A 25,907-nucleotide genomic window follows, 5' to 3' on the forward strand; every position below is an offset into this window, starting at 1 on the left:
TCGTTTATTTTCAATGCGATAATTGAATTGCTGCGGAAAAATGACAATTTCGAAGCAAAATCGCTTGCAATCGGAATGAGGACGTTTTAGAGGATCGCCACGCCACCGGAAACGACCGGAACGGCACGCACCCGTAGCTCAGCTGGATAGAGCACCAGACTACGAATCTGGGGGTCAGGAGTTCGAATCTCTTCGGGTGCGCCATTTCCGTTCAAAACTGCGAACACCGGGCCAAAATTTTTTGCTGCCGCTCATGGCCTGATGGATCGCGGCCTTGTTCCCGATGATTTTGACCTCTCTTTCCCCGACTTGAACCTGATCGACAACGGCTTGGATGTAGGCCTTGCGGAAGGGAGTATCCCCGGTGGTGATGTTCTTGCGCATCATCCTGACGAACTCCTCGACGACGGCGGGCGGGATGTCGGAGGCGGGCACGGCATGCGTCCTTGCGCGATCGAGGGAGGCCTGGATGCGCTCGCGGTCGATCTTGAGGGAAGCGATGCGCTCGCGCAGGATGTCGTCCATTTCTGCGATTCCCTCTTCAATCGTCGTGTAGATGCGCTTGAGCCGGGTTTCGGTCTCCGTTAGCTCTCCTTGCAGACGAATAATTCGGCCATCGACCTCGGCAGCCTTCGCGGCGCGGCCGACCGAGATGGCAGCGAGGATTTCCGTCAGACGGGTCGAGGTGAGGAGGCGATCCGACAGATGTTCGACAACCAGTTCGTCGAGCGTGTCCATCCGGATCGAGCGGCCTGCACAGACGCTCTTGCCGGCGCGGGCGGCGTTGGAGCAGGTGTAGTAGCGATGCACCGTACCGTTCTTCGACGTGCCCGTGCGCAAGGTCATGCCGCCGCCGCAGGTGGCGCAGGTGGCAAGGCCCGTCAGCAGGATCGGCCCCGTGACGACGCGCGGCGGTGTTACTCTCGGATTCCTGACCTTCAACATACTTTGCACGGTCTCGAACTCGTCGCGGTCGATGATCGCGGGTACAGCCACGATCACATGCTCGGAGGCGGGCTTTGCCTTCAACGTGCGCGAATCGCGCCGATTGAACACCATCTCGCCGAGATAGGTGCGGTTGGTGAGGATGCCGTGCAGCGTACCGACCCCGAAACGGGCGCCGCGCTTCGTGCGTTCGCCCATGGCGTTCAGCCGCTTGACGATCTCCTTCGTGCCGAGCGGCCCGGACTTGCCGTCGCCGGTATGGTAGAGCCGGAAGATCATGCGGACGGTCTCCGCCTCCACGGGATCGATCGCAAGCTGTTTCTTTGCCTTGTTACCGCGCCGCTCGACCTCGACGGCGCGATATCCGAGAGGAACGGGCGCACCATTATGGAAGCCCTGCCGCGCGTTCTCCTTCATGGCGCGGATGACGTGCTTCGCATTTTCCTTGCTCTGGTATTCGTCGAAGAGCGCGATCACTTGGCGCATCATCACCTGGGCCGGATCGTCGCCGAGCTCCTGCGTAATCGAGATCAGCCGAACATCGGCCTTGGCGAGCCGGCGGATGTACATCTCCAGCCCAAAACTGTCACGGAAGAAGCGCGAGTAGGAATGGACGAGAACAACGTCATAGGGACGGTCGCCGTCCGTGGCCCGTTCCATAAGGCGCTGGAATGCGGGGCGATTGTCATCGGTCGCCGTCGCGCCCGGCTCGACATGTTCATCGACCAGACGCCAGCCCTTCGAGATGCAGAAGGCGGCGATCTGCTTGCGCTGGTCGGGGATCGACAGGTCGTTCTCGGCCTGCCGTCCCGTCGATACACGCAGATAGGCGACCGCGCGCAAGACCGGCGCGATTGTCGCGTCGAAGGCTTCTGGTTTCAGGGGCATGGTCATGGCGAACTCCTTTTCATTGCGTGAGCCTACCGGGGCATCCGGGGCGATGGAGCCCGGATGCCGGTCATATGCCCGCATTACCGCGTCACAGCGGTCATGTCCGCCACCGTCCCGCGCTTCACGGCGGACCGGACAGTGCGAACCGTCGCGGCCTTCGTCGGGATGTCTGCGGTCGGTGGGCAGCGCGAGGTGATCACGAACACGTCCTTGACCCGTTTGCGACGACCAGGAGCTTCGTCGGCATCGACGACCTTTCCCTTGCTGAACGTGTCGCAGAACACCCAGCCGCTGACGGCGACCCAGTGCCCGGTGACATGAACGACGCACGGATGCGTCCGCTCCACGCCGGTTCGCCCTTCCAGATAGGCGGCAAGCGTCGGCAGCCCCGCAATCCGGCGCCAGCTTCCGACGTAACCGAACAGCCGCAGCACGCGCTGGACTTCATAGTCCCGCGTCCCCGTGATCGCCGGCGCGCGATCGTATTCCGTCCAGCCCGCACCGTGGCGAACAAGACGGAAGGCGTCCCGCACGCGCGACACCGGCTCCCCGGTGATTGTCGCCACCGCCGTCGGCCCGCAGAAGGCGCGGGACTTGGTGTCGTTGACGACATCGTGCAGGCGGCCAGGCACGATTGCCGGGATCACGGGAGCGGCGATGGTTGCGTCCGGCTTCTGCCCCGGCGTGCGACGGATTGAACGGGTGGCGGAGGCGATGGAGCCGGAGGTAGTCGTTGTCTTCATGTTACGCATCCTATGGTTGTGTTTGTAGGTACAGAACGCCTGCGAGGGGGTGCTGTGCCCGGCGTCTGCATAGTCAAGGGGAAGCGCCGGGCGTGGAACGGCCGCGGGCGTGCGGCCTCAAGCTCGGCAATGAGGCGGGACGGGGATGGTTATCGGGAATACATGATTGCTGTCTCCATTGGCTATGGAGATAAGGTGGCGCAACTGTGGCGACAAATCAAGTATTATTTCTGGTTATATTCTTTCTCTGACAATGTCAACATTTGTGGCGCAATTATAGTTAAAAAATATATTCTGGAATATTTTGATTTTTACTGCATTTTTATTCAATTCATTTTCAGCAAAGCCGGGATCGATTAACCATTGCCTTGCGGCTTCGCCGCATTCGCTCCACAGGGTTCCGTTCCAGTATCCAATGCCATCATCCCCGGCCGATCCCGGCCAAGAGATGGCTGACGGCCTCCGACAGGAAGCTTTCGATCACCGCGGCCTCGCCGCCCGTCGCCGGCACGGGGTCCGGCCAGTCGCTGGTGACGGTGAAGCGGGCCTTGTCCGTCCGGTTGCCGAGCGTCGCCTTCCGGCGCACGGGCCTTGCAACACCAGGGCGGTAACGGATGGTCGGGGGTGTCGTCGTGGCCGGATCAGAGCGCATGATCGATCTCCCGGCCTGCGCTGCGGGTCGCCCGCGTGAGAGAAGTAGGCGGCGGTGGAACCTCCTGTTCTTTGGCGTTTGCGGCGGACCCGAAGGCTACGGCGACATCGAGCGTCGTTTCCTTGACGTGCCGTGCGGCAAGCCGCTCCGCCAGCCATTCGCGGCGGCGATCCGGATCGGGTTCGCCCAGTGCATTCGTCCCTTCGCGCATTTCGGCATCAATGCGGGTGCGATCGACGATCAGCGCCGTTTCCTTGCGGGCGCGGCTGGCGGCAACATAGATGTCGTGCCGGTCGAATGCCGGCGTTAGCAGGACGGAAGCCTTGTCGACGGTCATTCCCTGCGCGCCGTACAATGTCGAGGCATAAGCCCAGCCGAGTCTGGCGCGGCCTTGCTCATCGGCGATGTCGGCGGTGCTGAAGCGGACAGTCCGTTCCTCGATCCGTGCCTCGATCATGATCGCGCCGGACGGCTGCGCGGATACGCCTTCGTCCGTCATGAACATGTTCGTGATGGTCCCGACCGTGCCGTTGACGACGCCGAGATCGTTATTGCGCGCCAGGAACCGGATACGGTCGCCGCAGGCGAGCAACAAACCGGTGGCATGCCCGGAGGGCGTGACGGCCGTGACAGTCACGTCGCCACCCGTGACCATGCCATGGTCCCGCAGCCGCCCGCGCACTTCGTGGCCGATCGCCGCGACCTCCGCGTTTGTCCTGGCGAGGATCAGCGCGGACTCGGGATGCGCACCTAGCAGGACATCCTCGACCCGATCGACCGCCGCGCGGATCGCCGCCGCCTGGCCGTCGACTTCTTTCAGAAGGCCACGCTCGGCAAAGGCGTTGAGAGCCGCCTTCGCGTCGCCCTCGCCGAACGCTGTGACGGCCTCCCGCGCCCAGCGCTCATGCTGGCGCACAATCATCGTGACCTTCGCTGTATCCACGGCATGCGCCACCAGCCGCAGGCCCGATCCCGCGCCGATCGCCTGAAGCTGGTCGCGGTCGCCGACCAGCAGAACCTTGGCCCGTGCCTTTCGTGCTTCGGTCAGAAGAGCATGCATCTCCCGCGACGACAGAAGTCCGGCCTCATCGACGATCAGCACCGTGCGATCGTCAAGGAATGGTTTCCCCTGCTGTGATCGGGCAAGCCAGGACGCCGTCGCGCGCGCTTCGATGGCAAGATCGTCGCGTAGCGCATTGGCGACACGCCATGCGGTCGCAGCACCGACAACACGATAGCCGGAACTCTTCCAACACCGCACGACTGGCGACAGCAGTGTCGATTTACCTGTGCCCGGTGCTCCCTCGATGACCGAGATCATCACCGGTCGTCCCGCTTCGATGGCGGCAGCCGTCTGTTCTTCGCTCAGGCCCTTGCGGCGGCATTCCTCGACCAGCATCGTGTTGCTCACCACATATGCCTGGGCGATGGCGGCCGCAGCCGCCATTTCTGCGACATCACGCTCGATGCGGATCATTTCCGGGGTCGAATAACGCGGAAGGCCCAGCCGGTCGCGGCCGATCTCTATGAATAGACCGTTGGCGAGAAGGCGATCGATCTCCAGTTCGACACGTTCCGCGCCAAAACCCGTGCCGACCAGAGCCTCTCCCACCGCGCGGAAGAGGTCGCGACGATCGAGCACGCTGCGGGTTTCCGTAAGACGGGCTGGCAAGGCTGCCAGCCGTTCGGCAAGCAGGGTTTCGGGGGGCTGGCCGTCCGCGCCAGGCTCGGCTGTCATCGATACGGAGGCTTCGAGATCGAAGCCGATGCGTCGCGCGGCGGCTGACCAGGCATCCTCGCGCGAGGCAGTTCCGGCCGTCTTGGCGGCGCGCGTGGTCCTTGCAACGACGGCGGCAAGAGCGGCAGCATTGCCGCTTTCGACACCGGCTTGCGCCAGTTCCTCGACGATCTCCTGCCGGCGCGCCGAGAAGTATTGGATGGCATCGTCACCGATGCCAGCGACCTCAAAAATTCCGTTCCTGCCGATCCGGTCGAGAGTGGGGCCCGCGTCCATCACGCCTGCTGCGAGGGCCGCGTGATAGACCGCTCCCGCCGCCATTTTCCAGTCACGCAGAACGGTCGAATGCAGCGCGCCGACCGAACCGTCGCCCCGCGTGGCGAGATTGAGCACGACGCAATGCGTATGGAGATTGGGGTCCGCGAAGATCACACCGTCGGCATGTTCGGCCGGGCGGCTCTCGCCGTGGCGGAACAGCGCCGCCGTCAGCGCCACCCGTTCGATCCGCTCGCCGCCCCGGCCCCGCCGGGCGAAGGCCGCCTCGCGCTCCAGTAGTTCCAGCGTCTGCCGTACCGCCTTGGCATGGGCCGCTTCGATCGCCTGCCGCGTCTGCTGATCGCCAAGCGCCCAGACCAGTGAGACCGAACGGGGGGCGGACAGGGTGATGTCGAAGGCAGGCACCCGGTCGAGCCGACCGCCGCCATTCGTAACGAGCGACCGCCCGTTCGCATCCTTCCCGGCGAACAGCCGCTCGAACAGATCGGCGTTGACCAGCGCGCCATCGGTCAGCCCGTGATCACCGGTCGGCGCACACCAGACACCGCGTGGCTCGACGCCGCCCCCCTTCGCATAGTAGCCAGTCTGTCTCGAATAATATCCGGCATTCGCCGCCGGGGTCCAGGTCGCAACCATTGTCTCGTCTCCGTATCTGAGACGATGGTCGCGTCACCTACACCGGAAACCGGGGGGGCGACTCCATCAATTTGGCGATGCCGGGTTCTCACGATCGAGGCTTGCCGGACGCTGGACGGGCCAGCGGCCGACCGGCCAGGCAAGCCGTGCGATATCGCCATGCCCGACGACAAGCGCATGCACGCCCGCCCGGCCAGCCAGATCGGCGTGGAAGCCGAGTGCGCTCGACAGGACCGCCGGATCGACGACCGGGATGTCTTTCGTCCGCGGTTCCAGGCGAGGACGGCCATTTGCATCCCGTCCGGTTTCCTCCCACCAGCGCACGCTTCTCGTACCGATCCAGGTCGCGGAGATTTCCGACGCGGTGCTCCCGGACGCCACCCTGCCAACAATCTTCGTCGCAAAATTATCGGCCAGCGCCTGGGCCGTTTCCCGGCCGTAGATGTCGCGCAACTGTGCCGGAGACTGGACGGCTGCAACGAGACGGATGCCGGCGGATCGCCCTATTGCCGCCAGCCGGGGGACAGCAGTGCTGCGACCGAGCTGTGGCAACTCATCGAGGACGATCCAGATCGGTGCAGGCTCGTCCTGCAACGCCTCGGAGACAACGGCGTCAGCCACGATCTTCAGAACAAGGCGGGCAATCGTCGCCGTAAGCTGCGGTTGCCGCTGTGACTGGCGCAACAGAAGGGCATTCGGTCCGCTGCCGGTTGCCCATTCGCGGATCGACAGCGATGGGTTATTCTTCCCCTTCTTTCCCGCCCTTGCGCAAACCCGGACGATCTGGCCGGCATTGGCGACCATCACCAGATAGAAGGACATGGCCTGTTTCAGTGTCGCGTCATTGGTCACGTCGATAAACGATGCCTCGGCCGGATGATCCGCCGCGAGCAAGGCATGAAGCTCGGCAACCGGCTTTCGCAGCAGCGCGTCAAGATGATGCCAGCCCCATACGGCACGGTGGGCGGCGGCCTTCGCCTGAAGCACCTGGACCAGCGCCGCCAGCACCCGTCGCGCCCCGGCACTCCAGGACGGGTCGGAGGTTTCCGGAATGAGCTCGATGGCAAACTCCATCGCATCGTCGGCGTTGCGAATGTCACGACCGATATCCCAGCGCGCGCAGCGTTTGTCGTCGCTGGAGAGAAGCACAAACGCGTCCGATGGCCAGCGGGCCGTCATGTCGCCCTTGACGTCGAGCGCCAGCACTCGGTCGCCGAGTTTCAACGCCCCATCAAGGATGCCTTGCAGGATCGTCGTTTTGCCGGCCCCAGTCCCGCCGACGAGCAGGATGTGCTCCGTTTCAAGCTGCCTTGGCATTGGCAAACCGTCGACGAGTGCGATGCCGGATGCGCTGTGGCCATAGCGGCGCGCCCATTCCCCCTTGAGGCATCGCAAGGCTCCGCCACCCGCCCGCAGCCGCAAGCCATCGACGTGCTGGACAGCAGGCTCCGCAATCCCCGATGCCAGTATCGAGGCTTGGAGTTTCGCGTAGACGATGACGCCGGCTATTCCGGCGGCGATCGTTCGGATGGCGAGGCTCGGCCCGATACCCAATTCATTGACGGCCAGAACCGCTTTTTCGGGAAGAGCAGGGAGAGCGGTCAGCACGCCAATCACTCCACTACCTGCCCCCGAGAAGACCAGGGAGCGAAGGAGCTGGAAGAGAAAGATGGGGTTTGCTGCCACCGCCCTGTCCGCCTGATGGAGCCAGGCGGTGGGCGGAGCGAGCGTGAGGACGAGCGTAAACGCCGTGGCGGCGATGACAAATCCGGCCATCGCAGACAGGACAAGAGCAAACCGTTCCGGTTTGCGCGGTGTCAGGGGATGCAGGTGCATGATCTCGCCTCCTATCGATAAAGTGTAGCCGTGCCGCGCCAGACGACGACCGACGTGCCACGCGCAAGCGGTAGATCGGCTGTAATGGCGAGATGGCGGTTGGACCGAAGCAGTTCATCGACCGGCATACCCAGCCGATCGGCAAGATGCCGGATTGTGCTGTGGGGATTGCCGGTGCGGTAGAGACAACCGTCGGTATGACCGTCCAGTCGCCGGCACGATGGCCAGGTCGATACCCGGATAGGCCGCGCGCTATTGCCCGTCATCCGCTCCACAAGCGGCCAGGAACGGTCGAAGATAGGGCCGAGGGCAAGCAGGACAGCGCAGGCCGCCCATATCGGCCAACGATGCCGCACCTTCCGGGGGACTACGGCGGTTTTCGGCGGAGCGGGTGGCGCGACCGTGCTCTGCCGCGCCGTCACGCCGGCGGGAATATCCCGCCGCATCGACACCAGCATCTCGAAGCCCTGCGGCCCCAGCATGGCGATCGTCGATGGCGGTGCTTTCACCAGTTGCTCCGGTGGGAGACGGGCAAGCTGCGACGCGATCTCGCGCCGCCCGGCCCGACCCTCCGCTATCGCGGTCTTTATCCGGGCTCCAAAAGCCTGTTGGTCAATCGGTTTGACCTCCATCGGTTCAGCGTTCATCGGCGGCCTCCGCCTGGATGCCGGTAGTAGTGTTCGCCATGGCGAGACTTGCCGCCGCCAGGAAGGCCGCAACATCGCCCCGCAGGACTTTTGCCGCCGGGCGGCTGCGTCCCGTCCACGAGCGGATATCCTCGATCTCGGCCGCAACAACATCGATCGGCCGTCGGCCGGCCGCTTCGAACGGTTGCCACGATCCAGGTGCGATCGCCGGAATGTCGATCGCACCGAGTTCCACGCATAGCGGCTCAAGCCCACCCTTCCAGAGCAGATCGGCAGGCGAGTTCGGATAGAAACGAAACGGCCCGTCCCGCCGGTTGAGAACGATATGGCGCCTTACCGAAGGCAGGATGCGCCCGACTGCATGCGCGGTGCGAACAGCACCCCGCATCGCTTCCGGTTCGGCCGTCGTCGGGATCAGCCAGCGGGCGGCAACGCCCGCTTCGATGAGGTCAGCGTCGAGATCGACCAGCGCCAGATATTCCTCGATCACCGTCTGTTGCGGACCACCGATATCCACGATCATCGGCATCCTGGACGCCAACGCCCTCTCGAACGCGGAATAGAAGGGATCGAAAGCTGCAACGATCGCCGTCGGATCGCGCCGCAGATCGTCCATGCTGGCCGGAAGCACGGTCGTGACCCGTCCCGGATAGAGCGCGGGCAGTCGGTTCTGGTCATCGATCTGCACAATCGTCGCCGCAATCGCGTCCACCTCCATCAGATCGGCGAGAACGGTGGTGAGGAAGGACTTTCCAACCCCGCCCTTGTCTGACCCGACAAAGGTTACAAGCGGTTGCGATGGTCGAGCCGCGGTTGCGGTTGCGGTCTTGTTCAGTTTCTGGCTCATGGATACCTCCTGGGTTGGAGCACAGGAGCATTCCGTCACAATCCGCGGGACAAACTGCCGGGGCGACTTCCGGAATCTTGCCGGATGGGTGAGGTCCGGCACCAAAATAGAAAACGGCCGGCGATTTCTCGCCGGCCGTTGGTCATATTGCTTCGCGCATGATCTCGTCAGGCCGCTTGCGCCAGATGCCCGGGTTGCGCGTGACGAAAGATGCCGGCAAGAATCGCCGCCGTCACCGGCACCGGCCAGGAATTGCCGATCAACTTGTACTTCTGAAGATCGGTCAGAGCCTTGCCTGCAAGTGAGATGCCGTCGAACCAGTCGTCCGGAAACCCCTGAGCCCGCAAGGCCTCCAGCGGCGTTGGACGACGCACGACCAGCCCCAGCCCCTCAAACGCCTGCACGACAAGAAAGTCCAGCTCATGTCCGCGCATGCCCGGCCGGTTCATGCCCGACCCGCTCGCCATCAACGTGCCGAGCCGCGGCGGATGCAGGACAGAAGCGCCTCCAGAAGCGGCATCGGCAGACGGTAGCCGTGCCGTTCCGCACGCCTCAGCACGCCGGCCGCCGCTCGCGGCGTCAGCGAGTATCTGAGAAGGTGATCCGCCGGCATCTCCGCGACATCCGAGAATGAACAACCGCTTTCGACGCTGCGGCAGGACTTGCGCGGCATCGATGACGAGATGGTCAACCGTGTACCCGAAGCCGACAAGTCCGGTACGCAGTTCGTCGAGCGCCTTTCCGCCGTGGAGGGTTTCGTATTGCGCGACGTTTTCGAAGAGGACGTAACGGGGGCGCACGTCCCTGACGATCCTGACAATGTCGGCCGTGACGTCACGACGGTCCTCGACGCCGCGCTGGCGCCCCGCGACCGAGTACGGCTGGCACGGGATTCCCGCGATGAGGATGTCGATGGCTTCATGATGTTTGCTCCAGTCTGCAAGGGTAAGGTCGCCGAGGTTCGGCACGGTTGGGAATTTCTGGGCGAGAACCGCCGAGGCGATGGGGTCGATTTCGGCCACGGCCGCAACGTCATGGGGAATGCCGGCATATTCGAGCGCGGCCACGTCGCCGCCAATGCCGCTGCACAGGCTCAGGACCTTGAGCGGGGGCACGCCGGCATCGTCGCGCGTCCTGGTAATATGATTGGTCTGCATTGCTGGTCTCCGGTGCATCAGTGCACAGGAACAGCCTGCCGCAGTTCATTCCGCAAACCGGGGGGGCGACTCCAGGTTTTTCAGGTCTCTGTCGCGGACACCATCAAGGCGTTGTCTTCGACATCTTCAATCGCAGCGCCAACGGGTTCGCCGGCCGGTTTTCTCGTCATGTTCGCCAGCATCACATCGATGAGCGCCTTTGCAGCCACCACGATCTTTTCAACACGCTCTTCAATCGGGAGCCTGGGTTTCATCTGCGGAAAGCGCGGGAAGGTCATCGAAGACGTTCGCCATTGCTCCTTCTCATAGGCGCCGTGCAGCAATCGCCAGTCCATCTCCTCCCGCCAGAGACGGACGACCCTGATCGTCGCTTCCAGGCGCAGGGACTCTTGGTCGTTCACGCTTGACTGGCGACGGACCTCTCGAATGACCCCCTCCAGAAACGCCAGCACGCAATTCAACTGATATCTGGCGCTGCGATAGGTGGCGGCCGTTCTTATGTGGTCGTGAACGAGCAACGGCTCTCGCCGAACGCCCGCCTTGTTAAGGCCGATGTTGCCGATGCCGGTGTTGCGGCCGGCATGGCGTTTCTCGGCGGGCGATCCAAAAAGTTTGAATTCGAGTTCACCACGCGTATGGGTCGCCTCGACAATAGAGTATATCGGCACCCTGGTGGTCTTCGTCGGCGATCCGTTTTCCGGCGGCCATATCCGATTGAGCACATCGTTGATCAGCGTCCATGTCGCCGGTGCGACATAGGATCGGGTCGTGCGCCGTCCCATTCCAGTCGGATTGATGGCCTTGTCGTATTGCTGTTCGATCCGTTCGACGATCGAAAACAGGGCTTCTTTGAACACGGACGGGTTTCTGGCCGCCACGAGCCGCATCCCTGCTTGCCGCTCGGCAAGATTGCCCGCCTTCAAAATCGGTTCGATGATCCCGGCCGCCAGACGACTTGCGGCTGTTACCGTTCCCACTTCTACAGACAATTCCCGGAAGAGCAGAGGCGCCTCCTCCGCGATAAACCGGAGGAAAATAGCGGGTGCACGATCCGCATCGTCTTCCATCGCATTCGCAAGCGTGTGGAATTTCGCCGGGATAAGTCGCTCGAATATATCCGCCGCGACCGGAGCCCATCGGCGGGCCAGATGCTGTGTCAAGACTTGCCTCTTCGGCATTTCGAAGAGGAGCCCGATAGCGTCCGAGATCATACCGGCCAGCGCATCCGCATCCGCCTTCATGCAGACCATCTCGACGAAACCCGGCAATATCGATGGCTTGACGAGGCCCGTCGGACTCTCGTTCAGCAGATGTTTCAGGTCCTGCCGCTGCTGCCGGTCATCCGCCGGGACGAAGGCGGACCGTCCGACAGGGATCGTGCCGGCTTTCCTGCTCACGTCAACCTCAACGGGGGTACATTGCATGTCGGCAAACGGGAACCCGCCAAGAAGCGCCTCTATTGTCGCGGCGTCGAGTTTTGTCACACGCTGTAACCAGCGCTCGACGAACCGGATTGAATAGTTTGAAAGCTCCGCCAACTGTCCCGATATTGCCGACACCCTCGGTATCAAGACCTCGTCCGAACGGTTCAACCTGTATATCGTGGCGGTCGCCATCAGGTCACCGGCAACCGCGTTCAATGCGACGCTAAAATCCCTGGAGCTGATCTTTCGCCCCTGTATCGTCAGAAGCTCCCGATAGGCGTTCTTCAGAGCCGCGACGAATGCTTCCTCCTTCAGAGCTTCGATCAGGTCCTCTTCGGATTCGATTTTTCTTTTGTTCTGCTCACGCAGCATCAGCGCTCATCCTTGCCGGACCTTAAAGCTGCCGCACGCCGGATGCGATCCGCGACATCGGTGCTCGTGGGATTGACGGTCTTCATTGCGCTCTTAATGGCAGGCCGAGGCATATCGGATGCGGCTGGCGCAACGGTTTCGAGGGGCGCCGATGGTCGTGGTTGTGCCGGCTGCGATCGCTGTATCCGCGAGACCATTGCCCTGACTACCGGGGCGCTGACGATCCCGCCCGATTTCGAACGCCAGCCGGCATCGCTCAGAATCGTAGCGATCTGATCCCAGCTTGCCCCCTGGTTTCGCCATCCAGCAATTGTCGCATAATGGTCGCGCAGCACGCGCGCCGCCGGTAACGGACCAAGCGCGGTGCATGATGATGCGACGATCGTCCGTGCTGTCCGCAACTCGTTCCGCTTGTTCATCGCCAGTCTCCCTCCATCCATGCTGGCGCACGAAACCGTCGGCCGCAAACGCAGAACCGGCAAGACCGCTTCAGTCGACGGAGAAATGCTGCGGCAAGGGGGGAACGCCACCCTGTCCACGATTGACCACGCATTCGCGAACCGTCGTTTCCCGGCCATCCGCATATCGGCGCTTGTGAGCCCGCCGGTAATGTTCCTTCGGAGAGGCATGCCCGCTCGCAGCATTCGATCCTCGGTACTGAAACGCGTCCTCGGAAATCCGCACCGTCCGCTGGGGAGCGATGGTCTCCCGGCCCCGGCGACGGCGCTCCCGGTTCACGCGTTCGTCGGCGGGCGCTGCTTCCACAATAGCCTTCGGATGGCAAAGCATCCGGAAGAGGCGGGCCAGCATGTTCGCGTGCTCGTAAAATTCATCGGTCTCGTAGTCGTTGGCATATTGCGTCAGGGCATTGAACACCTTCACCGTGCCGCGCCGGCCCAGATCGTCGATTTCGTTCTGTTCTACGACGATAGAGGTGCCGAAGTGAGTGAGGGTGTTCGCTTGCTGGTCGAACACCAGCGGGGTTGCCGTAAATCCGCGCGCCCCGTCCCGCGTGACATCCCAGATGTAGACGCGATCATTGGCGCCATCAGGGCCGACGGCAGCCGTTTCGATCCAGACATGAGGATGCGGAACGGGACAGGTCATCGCCTCCTCCCATTCCCATTCTTCCACGGTCGGATAATGGACCAGGTAGTCGTCGTCGATACGGATTCCAGAGTCCTGCCAGGCGAACTCGAAAATATCAGGATCGGCTATGCGCCGCAGGATATCGGGAAGCATCAGCAGGAGCCTCCGTTCGTCTTCCGGAGGCAGCGGGACAGTTCCGTATTCCAGGCGGTTGGCCCGATCCAGTTGAAGTATCCGGTTTCTGAAGCGCAACGTTCCCTCCATCAGTCTGTATCACTTTGCGCATCCGGATACAGCGCACTCGTGCAAAGCTCGTTGTAAAAGCTGGTAAAATTTTACTTACGTCTCATTCCACCGGGCCGGCACCAACCCGCACCATAAGGTCGATATTCGGAAACATTGGTCGCTGCCCGCCCTGCCGTTTCGATACGTTTCCCAAAGTTTCAAAATGTTTCATTCACACCTGTGCACCTGCGGTACGATTTGGAACTTCTTTGATCAAAGCTCCACAGGACCTTGAAGGGGCGACTCCATTCGGCAGCAGTGAATAAGAGCGCTTGCCGAGCTGAACATCCCGCGAGTAACGCGCGCGACGGCTCAAGCAGGATTTTGTTACTGTCACGTGTACACCACCAAAACAGACTGTCGCTTCACTGTTTCCCGTTACCGTAGTGTATTAAGGACGACGGCCGGAGCCAAACCAAGCAGGTGCATGTATCAGGGCAGGAAATCGTAACAGGCAGCCGGCGAATTTTGTGCCATACCGCGGGCGCGTAGCGACGCGTCGGCCCCAGCATAGCCGGCCCTGAGAAGCAGGCGTTGCTCCTCAAGGGAGAACGGGTTCAGGCGGGTCCGCAGGGAAGCGGCGGCCACTGCCTCGTCAGCGGCGAGCGGTAGAGCGTCGGAAAGCGCATAGTGGGTCGATGCCGCATCGATGCTCCAGTAGGCCACCTGCCGCTGTCTCGTGTTGGCCATGCCGAACAGGATTCTCCGCCTTGAGTGCTCGGCCTGCTGCTGAATAAGTCCGAGGGTGCGGAACATCTGGCCAATCCAGCGCCCGCTGGGGCGGCCAACTTCGGGCATCGTGCGGCCGGCATTGCTGACTAGGATGGTCCGGCACCGCTTCCACACGCGTTCGAGACCGAGATTGTCATAGATGCCGCCGTCGGCAAGGACGGCCGTCTTGGTGAACGGCGCCCGGTGGAGGTCGGCGCCGGCGGTCGCCCGCACGTACTCGCCCGACAGGTCGACACGCACCGGAGACAGGATCGGGGGGAAGGCCGATGACGCCGCCACGACGCGCGCCAGCGGAATCACCGGCCTGTCGATCAGGCCCACGCGGTAGTCGGCCGCGTAGCTCTTCCCGAAGCGCCAGCCGCTGCCGGTTTGCAGGTTCGTGGCCATGAAGGTGAAGCGCGGGGAATCGGTGATGTCCTGCAGACACGCCCCCTCGAAGAGATGCCGGTCGTAGGCGCGGACAAGGCTGTCGCCCGCGCTGCAGCCCGGCAGCAGGCCATAGAAGGCGGCCTTGATATCGATCCCGTTACCGGCAAAACGCAGCAGGGGCGAGACGAACAGCGGGTCGAGATTGACTGCGCGACCATCCTCATCGAAGCGCAGGGCGGGCCAGCGCAGCGCTAGCAGCCCGGCGGTGATCGAGCCGCCGGAGACGCTGGCGACCTCCGCGAGATGCGGCAGGAAGCCGAGTTCGTTGAGGCGAATGAGAGCCCCGACGTGGTAAATCATTGCGCGGTAGCCCCCGCCAGAAAGGCACAGGCCGATGGTGTCTTCCAGCTTGCCGGCTTGCAAGAAATCGTCCTGCGCGGCGTTGGCCGCGAACAGGCTCTGGATGTCCTGCGCCACAGTGAGATCGTTGTTCATGCGGCGTCTCCACCGGGCAGTTGGAGGTCCCTGCCCGCGAGCAGAACACGCAGCTCTCCGTCATCGCCCGCGATCACCATCAGGGCGGGAACGCCTTCGCTCTCCAGCTCCTCGGTCAGCCAGCACAATTGCCGGATGTCGGCGGCGCTGGGGCGGGTTGACGCGCACCGCGGATGGGAATGCCATTCGCCCACATAGCGGACCTGATACAGTGATCGTTCGGCGGCGGCCGTGACCGAAGCCGCCAGCCCCGACACGCCGCGCTCGAAAGCCGTAACGCTCCCCGTGCTGTCCTGCGGTGCCGGCAAAGCAACGACGATGTGAACCGCGCGGCGGCTCGTGTCGGTGATCCCGAGAAGAACGCCGCCGGTTTCATGCGGCAGGCCCGTCGCACGGAGAGCGGCGATCTGGCGCGCGAGTTCCTGGTCGTACGTCACGGTCCAGTCGCCGAGGGCGATGCGGCGCACCGGAGCCCCGGGCTCTTCGGACAGGCTGACAGTATGGCTGTCGCCCAGCGTCCAGACGCGGACGGCCGCCTGCGGGGCGGAAAGAGCGTCGGTGATCGCCTGGGAAGCAATGGCGCTCAGCAGCGCTGCCCGCCCAGCCGGGATGCGGTTGGTCGCGGCGCGGCAGGAGCCGCTGTACCGGATGCCCGCCTCGGCCCGAAGGTGCGCGGCCAGCGGCGGATCACTCTGGACGAGGCGGTGATACTGCGCTTCCAGGTCGCGCAGCGTGATGTCCGGATCGGTACCTTCGGCCAGGAGCACGACCGCCGTCCCGGCCGGGTTGAAAAAGACGGATACGCGGCGGGCGCCGGGGCGCGGCAGATCGGCAAGATGCCGCGATACGGCGACGGAGGCCGAGGCATCGATGATGATCTCCGCGCCGGCAATCGCGGCGTCGATATCCAGTGCCAGCTCTTCTTGCGGATGGAGGACATTCGCGTGAAAGAACCTGACCGGCTCGCCGAGCAAGGCGCCGACGCGGTGCGCCAGGCCCACGACCTTGGGCCTGCCGACATCGATCGGATAAAGCGCGTGGCGGGCAAGGTTGTGCGGCAGCAGGTTGTCGTGATCGATCATCGTCCAATCGAACCGGCCCTCGCGCGCGAGGTTGACCGCCAACTGCGATCCCAGCGAGCCGGCGCCGACCAGAACGCAGCGGCGCCCGTCCGGCTGGGCCTCCCCGCTGATCATCGCGCCAACAGCGCGGTCAAATCCCAGATGGACATCGGCGGGTGAGATGGGAAGGCCGGGCACGGCCGTGCCGGCGGCTACGCCGACCATCCTGACATAGCCGCTACCTGAGCCCACGTCGCTGTCATTGCGCGCGAGTACGCCGAGGGCGACTCCGACATCCCCGGCGGAATCGTGGCTAATGAAAGCGCGCAGGTCATCGGCCTGGCGGCCGTCGTCCCCTGCGACCGGGAAGGCGACCACAAGGGCGATCCGCGCCTGGAGGCGGCGGACGGCCGTGGCATCAAGCCCGGCCCATTCGATGACGCGGGCGCGGAGTTCAGCGCCAAGATCGATCCCGCAGCCCTGCAGGTGCCGCGCAAGCGCATCCAGGGTCTGCGGGGCGTGCTGCAGGCGCTGCATACCCTGCGGCGTAGCGCGCAGTGGGACGACCACGAACCGCGGATCAGGGCTGTTCCCGCCCGGCCGCACGAACTCGGTGACGATGATCGTCTCGTGCTCGTTGCGGAGATGGCCGACCAGTTCGGCTGGACGGTCGGCCGGTGTCAGGGCCGCCGCCGGCAGGATGATGGTCGCCGGGTTGCGGAAGAAAAGGGGTTCCAGCGGCTGCGCCGTATCATGAAGCTCGCCGCGGGCCGCCTTGGCGAGCCAGAGCTGGATGCGACGTATAAAGTCAGCGGGCGTAAACGCCAGCCGTGCTTCCGCCCACGGCCGGTCGTCGATGCACAAGGCACGCGGCGTGTCGTCCGGCGTCCAGTTCTGGTGCATGGTTTCCGGGAAATCAGGGCGCAGGGCCAGGACCGCCGGCTGCTCGCCGCTCGTCCCGAACACCACGGCCACCGGCTCCACGCTGCGGATAGGAACGGCCAGGTCCTGTGGCCGCTCCACCTCTATATCGAGGTGGAGCGCGGCCAGGGCGCCGTCATCGGTTTGCCTTGTGCCGACGAGCGTGACGACCGGCGCGCTGGCGGAAACGACATACGCCATGACCGCCCGTGCGGCATCAGGTGTCACCGCATCCGGCGCCACCGGCTGCCCGAAGGCCGACCACCAGGGATGGAGAACCACCGTCATCCTCAGCCCGCCCGCGCCGGCGTGGAGATGATGCTGGCCGCGCCGGCCACAGCCGAGACGGTCAGGAGCTGCGCGCCGCGGATCGTCACCTCGATGCTGAGCGGCTTCGGCCGGGCCGTCGAGGGCGACTCCATGGTCACCTTGAACGTCCCGTCGGCGCCGCGGGCGACCGCCTTGTAATAGTTGCCCGCCTGCCGGTGGGGCGGCTGGACATCTGCGTCTTCGGGCGTCCCCTTGAGAGGCATCGGCTTGCTCGTCGAGACCATGATGTGGCGCTCGCGGCCCTGCGTCTCGCACAGCCATTCGACGTGCTCGGTGGGCTTGGTCTCGTCTTCACCCTTGGTCCAGCCAATGGCCGTGTACGAACAGTGGTGGGGGACCTTGAAAATGTCCCACAGCAGACGGTCCTCGCGCCCGTGGCGCTTGGTGGTCAGGACGATCTGGTCAATGGAATCGGCGTGGATGTCGGACATGAACAGCGCGTAGGTTTCGCGGCCGCCTTCGAGGAAGGTGGCCTGAAAGACGACGCTGTCCTGGTTCCGGTCAACAATCCCATTCTCATTCTGACGCCAGCCGAAGGGGCTGTGAATGAAGAACTCGGCCTGTTCAGGGCCGGTCTTGGAGAAACCGGGAACGTACTGGCCCGCGTCGGTGATGAGGTGGGCCCGCGACTCCAGCGACAGGCCCTGCTTTGCCAGCCAGTCGGCCAGCTTTTTCGGCCGGGAGAAAACACGGACGCCGTAGCCCTGCCGCAGCCGGTGGCGTGCTTCCTGCCGGACAATCCGGGCGCTGTCCTCACAGCCATCCTCCAGGATGGCGGCGGCGGGAACCCACAATTCCTTGATCTTGATGCGGCCTTCCCCCTGGTATTTCGCGGCGTGGTCGAGCCAGAAGAAGTCGCCCGCCCCACAACAGTGATCGTCGTCCAGATGGGTAAAGCAGACGACGTCGTAGTTGTCCCGGCCAGCGGCCCGCAGGTCGGCCTTCAGCTCGACAGGAAGGTCAATCCGCTTGTCATAGGGGTCGTTATCGTTCCGCATATCGGCATAGTCGACCAGCATCTTCTTGCCGTCGGCAAAATCGATCCGGGTGCAGTCGGCATTGCCGAGGGGGTGGAAGGTAAGCTTCGCAGTCATATTCATCTCCTGTGGCCCTCAGCTCTGCCGGGACGGTTCGGTGTTGGTCGCGGCAGCGCCGGGCGGTCACGGGGAACGAAATCCCGAATCCTGTTGACCACGGCCTGCTGATGGGATAAGAAACTATACGCGTCTAGTTTCGCTGTCAATATAGTTTCTATACCCTTTTATGGTGGACACAATGGAGAATGAAAACCCCGGCATCCGGTGGGGGGTGGAGCAGCGGCTCGAATTCATCGAGTTCCGTCTTTTCTGGGAGGGCGGGGTCAACCGGTCGGACATCATCGACGTGTTCGGCGTGTCGGTGCCGCAGGCCTCCAAGGACCTTTCGCTCTACCAGGAGCGCGCGCCGGGGAATGTCGAGTACGACAAGAGCGTCAAGCGCTACGTCGCCGCCAAAGATTTCGAGCCGCGCTTTCTGAAGCCCGATCCAGATGCCTACCTGTCGCGACTGCGTTCGCTGGGCGAAGGCCTGTCGATGCCCGTTGAGTCCTGGATCGCCAATCCGCCGAAGACCGACATCGCCCTCACCCCGAAGCGGGACATCAATACAGACGTGTTACGGGCCGTGCTCGAAGCGGTACGCGACAACCGGTCGATCGAAATCCTGTACCAGTCCATGAGCAACCAGCGGCCCGATCCGATCTGGCGCCGCATTACGCCACATGCCTTCGGTTATGACGGTTTTCGATGGCACGCGCGGGCCTTCTGCCACATCGACTGCAAATTCAAAGATTTCCTACTGCCGCGGGCACTGGAAGCCCGCGTACCGGGCGAGTCGGGGGCGTCGGGGGACCATGACAAGCTTTGGCACGAGTATTTCAGCTTTGAGATCGTCCCCCATCCCAATCTTACGCCCAGCCAGCAGATTGTTGTGGCTAAAGATTATGGAATGACAGATGGCAAATGTGTCCTGTCGGTTCGATACGCGATGCTGTTTTATGTTCTTCGCCGACTCGGTCTATTAGGAGATGCCTCCAAGGAGCCCGCGCGGCGACAACATATAGTCGTTTCAAGCTACAGTGATGTGCAATCGGCATTGGCACGCGCGGAGTTCTTTGAGCAGGAGGGGGGTAGGCCGCAGGCCCCAAGGGGTGATCATGGTTCGGGTTGAAAACAGTATCAAAGGCTTGGCGAGAGGCTTTCGTTTGACTTTCGAAGGAAACGAAGCTGCGAGACTTAATGCAGTTCAAGATGCAATTTTATCCGCACCGTCGGAGGCTTTCCGATGAAATCTCGCAACTTCGAAATCCTTCGCGGAGTTTGGCCGGAGCTCGCATCGCTTGGCGGCTTTGCCGAGGCGTATGCGCACGACGACCCAGTGAGCGCGCTCGTAAAGCTGCGGCTTTTTGCCGAGAACCTTACCAAGGACATCTATCGTGAATTGAGCTTGCCCAAGCCCGAGCGGCCGACCTTCGTTGATCTGCTGACCAATCAGTCTTTTGTAGCCATTACGCCGAAAGTGGTTCTCGATAAGCTCCACGCCCTTCGAATTCATGGCAACAAGGCCGCGCACGGTGAGCCCGCGACTGTTCGAAGCGCTCTCTGGCTGCTTCAAGAAGCGTTCGACTTGGGGCGCTGGCTTTTCGTGCAGTTTGGCAAAGGCGATGCAGCCTCTATCCCAGCCTTTGTGCAACCGACGGCCGAAGCTGCCGATGAGAGCAAAGGTCAGCTCAAGCGCGAGAAGCGCCAGGTGCTGGAGAAGCTGGCCGCTCAAGAAGCACAAATGGAGGCGCTTCTTCGCGAACTGGAAGTCGCCCGCGAAGCCGCCGTGACAGCGGAAAAGAAAGTTGAAGAGATTCAGTCGCTGGCGTCATCCGGCGCGGCAACGGCCAACCTGCTGGCGTTCAATGAGGCGACGACCCGTGCCCGTATCATTGACAGCCTGCTCGCAACGGCCAACTGGAACGTTGGCCTTGGGAATGCCAGTACGGCGGAGGTTGCCAAGGAGGTTGAAGTCAAACATCAGCCCACTGCGTCAGGCCTTGGCTATGCCGACTATGTGCTCTGGGACGACAACGGGAATCCTCTGGCGGTCATAGAGGCCAAGAAGACTGCCGTGGACCCGGAGCGGGGAAGGCAGCAGGCGAAACTGTATGCTGACGGCCTTGAGAAGATGCACGGTCAGCGCCCGGTCATCTTCTACACGAATGGGTATGACATCTGGATGTGGGACGACGTTCTAGGTTATCCACCCCGGAAAGTGTTCGGCTACTATTCGAAGGACAGTCTGCAGTACCTCGTGAATTTTCAGCGAGCATGCAGGAAGCCGCTGAACTCGCTTGAACCAAATGCCGCCGTCGTCAATCGCCTTTATCAGATTGAAGCGATCAAGCGCGTGTCAGAACGGTTTACCGATGGCCATCGGAAAGCGCTCGTCGTTCAGGCAACCGGCACCGGTAAGACCCGGGTTGCAATCGCCCTGGCGGAATTGCTCATTCGCGCCGGTTGGGTCAAGCGCGTCTTGTTTCTTTGCGACCGTCGTGAACTTCGCAAACAGGCAAAAAATGCTTTCGGCGATTTCCTGTCTGAGCCCATTCGCATCGTCAACTCTCGCGTGAATCAATCGGCAAGCGAGCGCATATTCCTCGCGACCTATCCCGCCATGCAGAAGGTCTATCAGTCCTTCGATGTTGGGTTCTTCGATCTGATCATCGCCGACGAGTCGCATCGAAGTATCTACAATGTCTATGGCGACATGTTTCACTACTTCGATTGCCTCCAGATCGGGTTGACCGCGACTCCGATTGATTTCGTATCACGGAACACGTTCAGCCTTTTCGGATGCGAAGGGCAACTGCCGACAGCGAACTACGATCTTGAGCAGGCAGTTCAGGACGGGTTCCTGACCCCGTTTGAAGTTTTCGAGCATACGACGCAGTTCCTGCGTGAGGGGATCAAGCTCGACATCCTGACCAAGGAGCAAATTCAGGAGCTCGAGGAACAGGGCGAGGACCCCGCGCAGTACGACTTCTCATCAGAGCAGATCGACAAAATCATCTACAACAAGGACACAAACCGCGCGATCATTCGCAACCTAATGGAAAATGGGCTGCGAAACGCCACCGGGCAGCTTCCAGGTAAGAGCATCATCTTCGCGCGGAACCACCAACATGCAGTGCTCATGCGACAGATTTTCGATGAGATGTATCCTCAGTACGGCGGGCACTTCTGCCAGGTTATCGACAACTACGACCCACGCGCAGAGCAGCTTATTGACGATTTCAAAGGTGACGGTGCGAACTCCGAGCTAACGATCGCGATCTCGGTCGATATGCTCGATACCGGCATCGACATCCCGGAAATCCTGAACCTTGTCTTCGCCAAACCAGTCCGTTCCCCTGTCAAGTTCTGGCAGATGATCGGTCGCGGAACGCGCCTGAAGCCCGATCTGTTCGGCCCCGGCAAGGACAAAAAAATCTTTCGGATATTTGATCACTGGGGGAATTTCGAACGCTTTGAAATGGGCTATCGACCAGCCGAACCAACCCAGTCGAAACCGTTGCTTCAACAGGTTTTCGAAGAACGTGTCTTGCTCGCAGAGACGGCGCTACGCGTCAGCGAAGTGGCGATCTTCGACGAAGTGATAGAGCTCATCGCGAAGGACATCGAGGCGCTACCCGAGGATTCCGTCTCGGTTCGCGAGAAGTGGCGCGAGAAGCGAGCTGTGGCAGTTCCGGCAACGCTCAGAGCTTTCGCGCCAGCGACTGTCGCAATGCTACGGCAGGTTATCGCACCCCTTATGCAATGGCGAAACGTTCGCGGGTTGAGCGATGCCTATGCGCTGGATTTGTTGATGGCGCGGGCCCAGATCGCAGTGTTGCGTAAGTCCGCTGATGTCGCCAACCTAAAGATTGATCTGCTTGACAGGCTCTCCGCACTTCAGATGCACCTCAACCCGGTGCGGGAAAAGGCTGAAATCATCAAGCGGGTAAAGTCCGATGAATTCTGGGATGGCGTGACCGTCGCTGGTCTTGAATCGGTGCGAAAGCCGCTCCGAGAGATCATGCATCACCGAGACCGCCAGGGTGCCACGCCGCTGCCGGCCAAGATCATTGACGTGACGGAAGATGCCGCTGGCATCCTGACAAATAGGCGGGCGACGAGCCTCAAGACAGTCGACATGAAAGCGTACCAGCAGATCGTCGAGGCCGAACTGAAGCGGCACTTCGATACCAACCCCACTCTCAGAAAAATCCACGGGGGTGAGGCCGTTTCTGAAGCCGATATTCAGGCTCTTGTTTCGCTCATTCTGATACAAAGCCCGAACGCGAGTCGTGATGTGCTCGAAGAGTTCTTCGCCTACACAGCGGTTCCGCTTGATTTCGCGATCCGGTCAATCGTCGGGCTGGACCCAGAAGCGGTTGCAGTCCGGTTCGCCGAATTCGCACGCCGACATCCGAGCCTCACGGCGAAGCAAACGCGTTTCCTCGGGTTGCTTCAGAACCACATCGCCCGCTTTGGGTCTGTAACTGTGGACCGCCTCTACGAGCAGCCATTCACAGTTGTAGACGCGGACGGCCTGGATGGGGTCTTCGAAAAGACAGAGCAGATCGACGATCTCCTTACAATCCTAACCGTGTTCGCGCCGCCGCAAGCGGCCAGCACGGCAACAAAAGACTCTCCTGAAAGGACGAAAGACTAAATGATCACTGGAGACCTGAAGCGCAGGGTGGACGCCCTCTGGACCGAGTTCTGGCAGGGTGGCATTACCAACCCGTTGACCGTGATCGAGCAAATCACGTTCCTCATGTTTGCGCGCCTGCTCGACATCAACGAAACGCGCGACGAGAACCGCTTGAAGCGGACCGGCAAGTCTTTTCAGAAGCGCTTCTCGGACGACGAGCAAAGCCTGCGCTGGTCGCAATTCCGGCACCTGGGCGCCGACACCATGCTGCCTTTGGTGCGGGACAAGGTGTTCCCGCATTTCAGGAAATCATCGACGAGCAGCACAGCTTTCGCGGAGTTTATGAAGGACGCGCAGCTCATGATCCAGAAGCCGAGCCTTCTGGTGAAGGCGGTCAGCATGATCGACCAACTGCCGCTTACCGAAGGCGACGCTAAGGGCGATCTTTACGAGTATCTCCTCAGCAAGCTGACGACCGCCGGCATCAACGGTCAGTTTCGCACGCCGCGTCACATTATCCGGCTCATGGTCAATATGTTGGAACCGAAGCCTACCGACGTGATCGGCGATCCGTCGTGCGGGACCGGCGGCTTCCTTGTTCAGGCGATGCAGTATCTCCTCGAAACCTACACCTCGCCCGAGGGCATTCTGGAAGAGACCGATCCCGAGACGGGGAAAACGGAAAGGACCTACACCGGCGACCTGCTTGAAGCGCACCGCGAGCATATCCGCAGCGCCATGTTCCACGGGTTCGACTTCGATGCCACGATGCTGCGCATTGCGGCCATGAACCTCATGCTGCACGGTGTCGATGATCCGGACATCCACTATCAGGACACGCTGAGTGCAGGCTTCACCGACAAGTTCCCGAAGACTGCGGCCGAAGGTTTCGACATCATCTTGGCGAACCCGCCCTTTAAGGGGCAACTAGATTTTGAGGATGTCCACGCTTCGCTCTTGCGTCAGGTAAAGACGAAGAAGACGGAACTGCTTTTCCTCGTGCTCATCCTGCGCATGCTCAAGACCGGCGGGCGCTCGGCGACCATCGTGCCAGACGGTGTTCTATTCGGCTCGTCGACAGCCCACGTTGCCCTTCGCAAGTTGCTGCTTGATCACAACCAGTTGGAGGCGGTGATCTCGCTCCCCTCAGGCGTGTTTAAACCCTATGCTGGGGTCAGCACCGGCATTCTGGTGTTCACCAAGGGTGGGCGCACGGATGATGTGTTCTTCTATGATGTCGAGTTTGACGGGTACACTCTCGACGACAAGCGGGACGCTACCCCTGACAAGGATGATCTGCCCGTATGTCTCGCGGCATGGCGAAACAAGGAAGCGGGCCGCGATACCGACCGAACGCAAAAAGCCTTCTTCGTGTCGGCTCAGGAGATCAGGGATTCGAATTACGACCTGTCGCTGAGCAAGTACAAGGTTCGGCACCACGTTTCTCAGGCCTACGACGCACCGGCGGTGATTTTGGATCAGATGAAAAAGCTGAATGACGACATTGCGTCTGATCTGGCGGAACTTGAGGAACTGCTCGGATGATCGCCACGGTTCCTTCTCCACTGGCAGACAAGGCCGATGTCATTCGGGGGGTCACGTTCTCAAAGGGTGACGCGGTTGCAGAGCCTCGGGACGGATACACTCCCGTGTTGAGGGCGGGCAATATACAGGGTCATCTGATCTTGGACGACGATCTCGTATATGTCCCTGAGCGGAAGGTCTCAGAAAAGCAGCGGCTCCGTCGTGGCGATATAGTCATGTGCACGTCTTCAGGCAGTGCGGAAATTGTTGGGAAAACTGGATTCACGGATCGTGATTGGAACGGTTCATTCGGCGCATTTTGTGCGGTGGTGCGGCCCAAAGCTGGCAAGTGTCATCCGCGATATCTGTTCCATTACCTCCAATCTCCGAGGTTCCGCGACTGGACCCGAAACTCTTCCGGTGTCGGGATCAAGAACATCAGGAAATCGGAATTGGACGCGGTGGAAATCCCTTTCCCGTCGCCTGATGAACAACGCAGGATCGCGATGATACTGGATAAGGCCGATGCCATCCGTCGCAAACGCGAACAGGCCCTCACCTTGGCGGATGACTTCCTCCGGTCGGTTTTTCTGGAGATGTTTGGTGATCCCGTCACCAACCCCCTCGGATTCTCGCAGCGGTCTTTGGGGTCATGCTCCCGCTTTACGTCTGGTGCTACACCGAGCAAGACCAACCCGGCGTTCTGGGTCGGCGAATTCCCATGGGTGTCCCCGAAGGACATGAAGGTTGACACCATTTCGGATGCTGAGGATCACGTATCTGATTTGGCCTTCGAACAGACCAACTTGAAGAAGATCGACGCTGGAACTCCTCTCATAGTTGTGCGTGGAATGATCCTAGTTCATACCGTGCCGATGGCTATGACTGCACGGGATGTTGCTATCAATCAAGACATGAAGGCGATCCTTTTTGACAAAGACATTCACCCGCTGTTCGGCTTCTGGTGCCTCAAGGTCCAGCATGAGCATATCTTGGGCAAAGTGGACACCGCCGCTCATGGCACCAAGCGATTGGATACAGATCGACTGGGGGAGGTCATGATTACCGTTCCCGATGATGACGAACAGCAACGGTTCCTGACCATCGTGCGGAAGTTTAACAACTCCCGGGATGTCATGACGATGGCAGCCGCCAAGTCGTCCAACTTGTTTGCGTCGCTCTCCCAACGAGCCTTTTCAGGTGACCTATAGGATCA

19 protein-coding genes and 1 tRNA gene are annotated in these 25,907 nt (G+C 61.6%); 6 read left to right on the forward strand and 14 right to left on the reverse strand.

Translation table 11 applies throughout. The features are described 5' to 3' along the window. The first annotated feature begins 127 nt into the window (after positions 1 to 127). Positions 128 to 204: transfer RNA gene (locus tag AGR2A_RS03310), tRNA-Arg, on the forward strand. On the opposite strand, the gene AGR2A_RS03315 is transcribed toward AGR2A_RS03310, so the two are convergent. Both AGR2A_RS03315 and AGR2A_RS03320 read right to left on the reverse strand, forming a co-directional pair. Next, positions 175 to 1,788 (reverse strand): recombinase family protein, encoded by a 1,614-nt coding sequence (locus tag AGR2A_RS03315; RefSeq protein ID WP_345787898.1) that lies wholly within the window; start codon positions 1,786 to 1,788, stop codon positions 175 to 177. The genes AGR2A_RS03310 and AGR2A_RS03315 overlap by 30 nt on opposite strands. A gap of 128 nt (positions 1,789 to 1,916) precedes the next feature. Beyond that, positions 1,917 to 2,579 carry a hypothetical protein gene (locus AGR2A_RS03320; RefSeq protein WP_072493913.1) on the reverse strand — a complete coding sequence of 221 codons (663 nt, stop codon included), beginning with the start codon at positions 2,577 to 2,579 and terminating at the stop codon, positions 1,917 to 1,919. 12 nt (positions 2,580 to 2,591) lie between these two features. Here AGR2A_RS03320 and AGR2A_RS03325 point away from each other — a divergent pair, with 12 nt between their 5' ends. Further along, positions 2,592 to 2,939 carry a hypothetical protein gene (locus AGR2A_RS03325; RefSeq protein ID WP_072493914.1) on the forward strand — a complete coding sequence of 116 codons (348 nt, stop codon included), beginning with the start codon at positions 2,592 to 2,594 and terminating at the stop codon, positions 2,937 to 2,939. A gap of 61 nt (positions 2,940 to 3,000) precedes the next feature. Here AGR2A_RS03325 and AGR2A_RS03330 read toward each other — a convergent pair whose 3' ends face one another. From AGR2A_RS03330 to AGR2A_RS03385, 12 genes are all read right to left on the reverse strand, one after another. After that, positions 3,001 to 3,231, reverse strand: a complete 231-nt coding sequence (locus AGR2A_RS03330; RefSeq protein WP_072493915.1) for a hypothetical protein — start codon at positions 3,229 to 3,231, stop codon at positions 3,001 to 3,003. After that, positions 3,221 to 5,881, reverse strand: coding sequence for a MobF family relaxase (gene mobF / locus AGR2A_RS03335; RefSeq protein ID WP_072493916.1), 2,661 nt, complete (start codon positions 5,879 to 5,881; stop codon positions 3,221 to 3,223). Before mobF ends, AGR2A_RS03330 begins: the two co-directional genes overlap by 11 nt. A gap of 66 nt (positions 5,882 to 5,947) precedes the next feature. Next, positions 5,948 to 7,717 (reverse strand): type IV secretion system DNA-binding domain-containing protein, encoded by a 1,770-nt coding sequence (locus AGR2A_RS03340; protein WP_072493917.1) that lies wholly within the window; start codon positions 7,715 to 7,717, stop codon positions 5,948 to 5,950. An 11-nt stretch (positions 7,718 to 7,728) separates the two neighbouring features. After that, positions 7,729 to 8,364, reverse strand: a complete 636-nt coding sequence (locus tag AGR2A_RS03345) for a hypothetical protein (RefSeq protein WP_080822396.1) — start codon at positions 8,362 to 8,364, stop codon at positions 7,729 to 7,731. After that, entirely contained in the window at positions 8,354 to 9,211 is an 858-nt protein-coding gene (locus AGR2A_RS03350) for a hypothetical protein (protein WP_072493918.1), read from the reverse strand. The genes AGR2A_RS03345 and AGR2A_RS03350 overlap by 11 nt, the downstream gene beginning before the upstream one ends. 167 nt (positions 9,212 to 9,378) lie before the next feature. Continuing rightward, on the reverse strand, positions 9,379 to 10,368 hold the full coding sequence (locus AGR2A_RS03355) for a DNA cytosine methyltransferase (RefSeq protein WP_072493919.1): 990 nt from the start codon (positions 10,366 to 10,368) through the stop codon (positions 9,379 to 9,381). Positions 10,369 to 10,448: 80 nt separating this feature from the next. Next, the gene (locus tag AGR2A_RS03360; RefSeq protein ID WP_072493920.1) at positions 10,449 to 12,164 is read right to left on the reverse strand and encodes a hypothetical protein; all 1,716 of its coding nucleotides are present in this window, start codon (positions 12,162 to 12,164) and stop codon (positions 10,449 to 10,451) included. Beyond that, positions 12,164 to 12,583, reverse strand: coding sequence for a hypothetical protein (locus AGR2A_RS03365; protein WP_072493921.1), 420 nt, complete (start codon positions 12,581 to 12,583; stop codon positions 12,164 to 12,166). Before AGR2A_RS03365 ends, AGR2A_RS03360 begins: the two co-directional genes overlap by 1 nt. A 70-nt stretch (positions 12,584 to 12,653) precedes the next feature. After that, positions 12,654 to 13,406 (reverse strand): hypothetical protein, encoded by a 753-nt coding sequence (locus AGR2A_RS03370; protein ID WP_167378171.1) that lies wholly within the window; start codon positions 13,404 to 13,406, stop codon positions 12,654 to 12,656. A 564-nt stretch (positions 13,407 to 13,970) separates the two neighbouring features. Continuing rightward, the gene (locus tag AGR2A_RS03375; protein WP_072493923.1) at positions 13,971 to 15,134 is read right to left on the reverse strand and encodes a patatin-like phospholipase family protein; all 1,164 of its coding nucleotides are present in this window, start codon (positions 15,132 to 15,134) and stop codon (positions 13,971 to 13,973) included. Next, on the reverse strand, positions 15,131 to 17,404 hold the full coding sequence (locus AGR2A_RS03380; protein WP_072493924.1) for a Mov34/MPN/PAD-1 family protein: 2,274 nt from the start codon (positions 17,402 to 17,404) through the stop codon (positions 15,131 to 15,133). The genes AGR2A_RS03375 and AGR2A_RS03380 overlap by 4 nt, the downstream gene beginning before the upstream one ends. Before the next feature lie 2 nt (positions 17,405 to 17,406). Further along, the gene (locus AGR2A_RS03385) at positions 17,407 to 18,540 is read right to left on the reverse strand and encodes a hypothetical protein (protein ID WP_072493925.1); all 1,134 of its coding nucleotides are present in this window, start codon (positions 18,538 to 18,540) and stop codon (positions 17,407 to 17,409) included. A 181-nt stretch (positions 18,541 to 18,721) separates the two neighbouring features. On the opposite strand from AGR2A_RS03385, the gene AGR2A_RS03390 reads away from it, so the two are divergent. The 4 genes from AGR2A_RS03390 to AGR2A_RS03405 all read left to right on the forward strand — a co-directional run bounded on the left by AGR2A_RS03390 (position 18,722) and on the right by AGR2A_RS03405 (position 25,902). After that, a complete protein-coding gene (locus tag AGR2A_RS03390) occupies positions 18,722 to 19,654 on the forward strand; it encodes a WYL domain-containing protein (protein WP_072493926.1) in 933 nt (310 codons plus the stop codon). A gap of 114 nt (positions 19,655 to 19,768) precedes the next feature. After that, the gene (locus AGR2A_RS03395; RefSeq protein WP_072493927.1) at positions 19,769 to 23,185 is read left to right on the forward strand and encodes a DEAD/DEAH box helicase family protein; all 3,417 of its coding nucleotides are present in this window, start codon (positions 19,769 to 19,771) and stop codon (positions 23,183 to 23,185) included. After that, a complete protein-coding gene (locus tag AGR2A_RS03400; protein WP_072493928.1) occupies positions 23,186 to 24,712 on the forward strand; it encodes a type I restriction-modification system subunit M in 1,527 nt (508 codons plus the stop codon). It abuts the gene before it with no gap. Continuing rightward, entirely contained in the window at positions 24,709 to 25,902 is a 1,194-nt protein-coding gene (locus AGR2A_RS03405; protein WP_072493929.1) for a restriction endonuclease subunit S, read from the forward strand. The genes AGR2A_RS03400 and AGR2A_RS03405 overlap by 4 nt, the downstream gene beginning before the upstream one ends. Positions 25,903 to 25,907: the final 5 nt, after the last annotated feature.

Origin of the sequence: Agrobacterium genomosp. 2 str. CFBP 5494 (assembly GCF_900013495.1) — a bacterium.
Taxonomy (GTDB): Bacteria; Pseudomonadota; Alphaproteobacteria; order Rhizobiales; family Rhizobiaceae; genus Agrobacterium; species Agrobacterium pusense.

Coding starts and splice junctions, on each gene's coding strand:
- AGR2A_RS03385 (WP_072493925.1), bottom strand. CDS start 18,540: ATGACTGCGAAGCTTACCTTCCACCCCCTCGGCAATGCCGACTGCACC.
- AGR2A_RS03320 (WP_072493913.1), bottom strand. CDS start 2,579: ATGAAGACAACGACTACCTCCGGCTCCATCGCCTCCGCCACCCGTTCA.
- AGR2A_RS03340 (WP_072493917.1), bottom strand. CDS start 7,717: ATGCACCTGCATCCCCTGACACCGCGCAAACCGGAACGGTTTGCTCTT.
- AGR2A_RS03355 (WP_072493919.1), bottom strand. CDS start 10,368: ATGCAGACCAATCATATTACCAGGACGCGCGACGATGCCGGCGTGCCC.
- AGR2A_RS03350 (WP_072493918.1), bottom strand. CDS start 9,211: ATGAGCCAGAAACTGAACAAGACCGCAACCGCAACCGCGGCTCGACCA.
- AGR2A_RS03330 (WP_072493915.1), bottom strand. CDS start 3,231: ATGCGCTCTGATCCGGCCACGACGACACCCCCGACCATCCGTTACCGC.
- AGR2A_RS03375 (WP_072493923.1), bottom strand. CDS start 15,134: ATGAACAACGATCTCACTGTGGCGCAGGACATCCAGAGCCTGTTCGCG.
- mobF (WP_072493916.1), bottom strand. CDS start 5,881: ATGGTTGCGACCTGGACCCCGGCGGCGAATGCCGGATATTATTCGAGA.
- AGR2A_RS03405 (WP_072493929.1), top strand. CDS start 24,709: ATGATCGCCACGGTTCCTTCTCCACTGGCAGACAAGGCCGATGTCATT.
- AGR2A_RS03395 (WP_072493927.1), top strand. CDS start 19,769: ATGAAATCTCGCAACTTCGAAATCCTTCGCGGAGTTTGGCCGGAGCTC.
- AGR2A_RS03400 (WP_072493928.1), top strand. CDS start 23,186: ATGATCACTGGAGACCTGAAGCGCAGGGTGGACGCCCTCTGGACCGAG.
- AGR2A_RS03360 (WP_072493920.1), bottom strand. CDS start 12,164: ATGCTGCGTGAGCAGAACAAAAGAAAAATCGAATCCGAAGAGGACCTG.
- AGR2A_RS03365 (WP_072493921.1), bottom strand. CDS start 12,583: ATGAACAAGCGGAACGAGTTGCGGACAGCACGGACGATCGTCGCATCA.
- AGR2A_RS03370 (WP_167378171.1), bottom strand. CDS start 13,406: ATGCTTCCCGATATCCTGCGGCGCATAGCCGATCCTGATATTTTCGAG.
- AGR2A_RS03380 (WP_072493924.1), bottom strand. CDS start 17,404: ATGACGGTGGTTCTCCATCCCTGGTGGTCGGCCTTCGGGCAGCCGGTG.
- AGR2A_RS03345 (WP_080822396.1), bottom strand. CDS start 8,364: ATGAACGCTGAACCGATGGAGGTCAAACCGATTGACCAACAGGCTTTT.
- AGR2A_RS03390 (WP_072493926.1), top strand. CDS start 18,722: ATGGAGAATGAAAACCCCGGCATCCGGTGGGGGGTGGAGCAGCGGCTC.
- AGR2A_RS03325 (WP_072493914.1), top strand. CDS start 2,592: ATGGTTGTGTTTGTAGGTACAGAACGCCTGCGAGGGGGTGCTGTGCCC.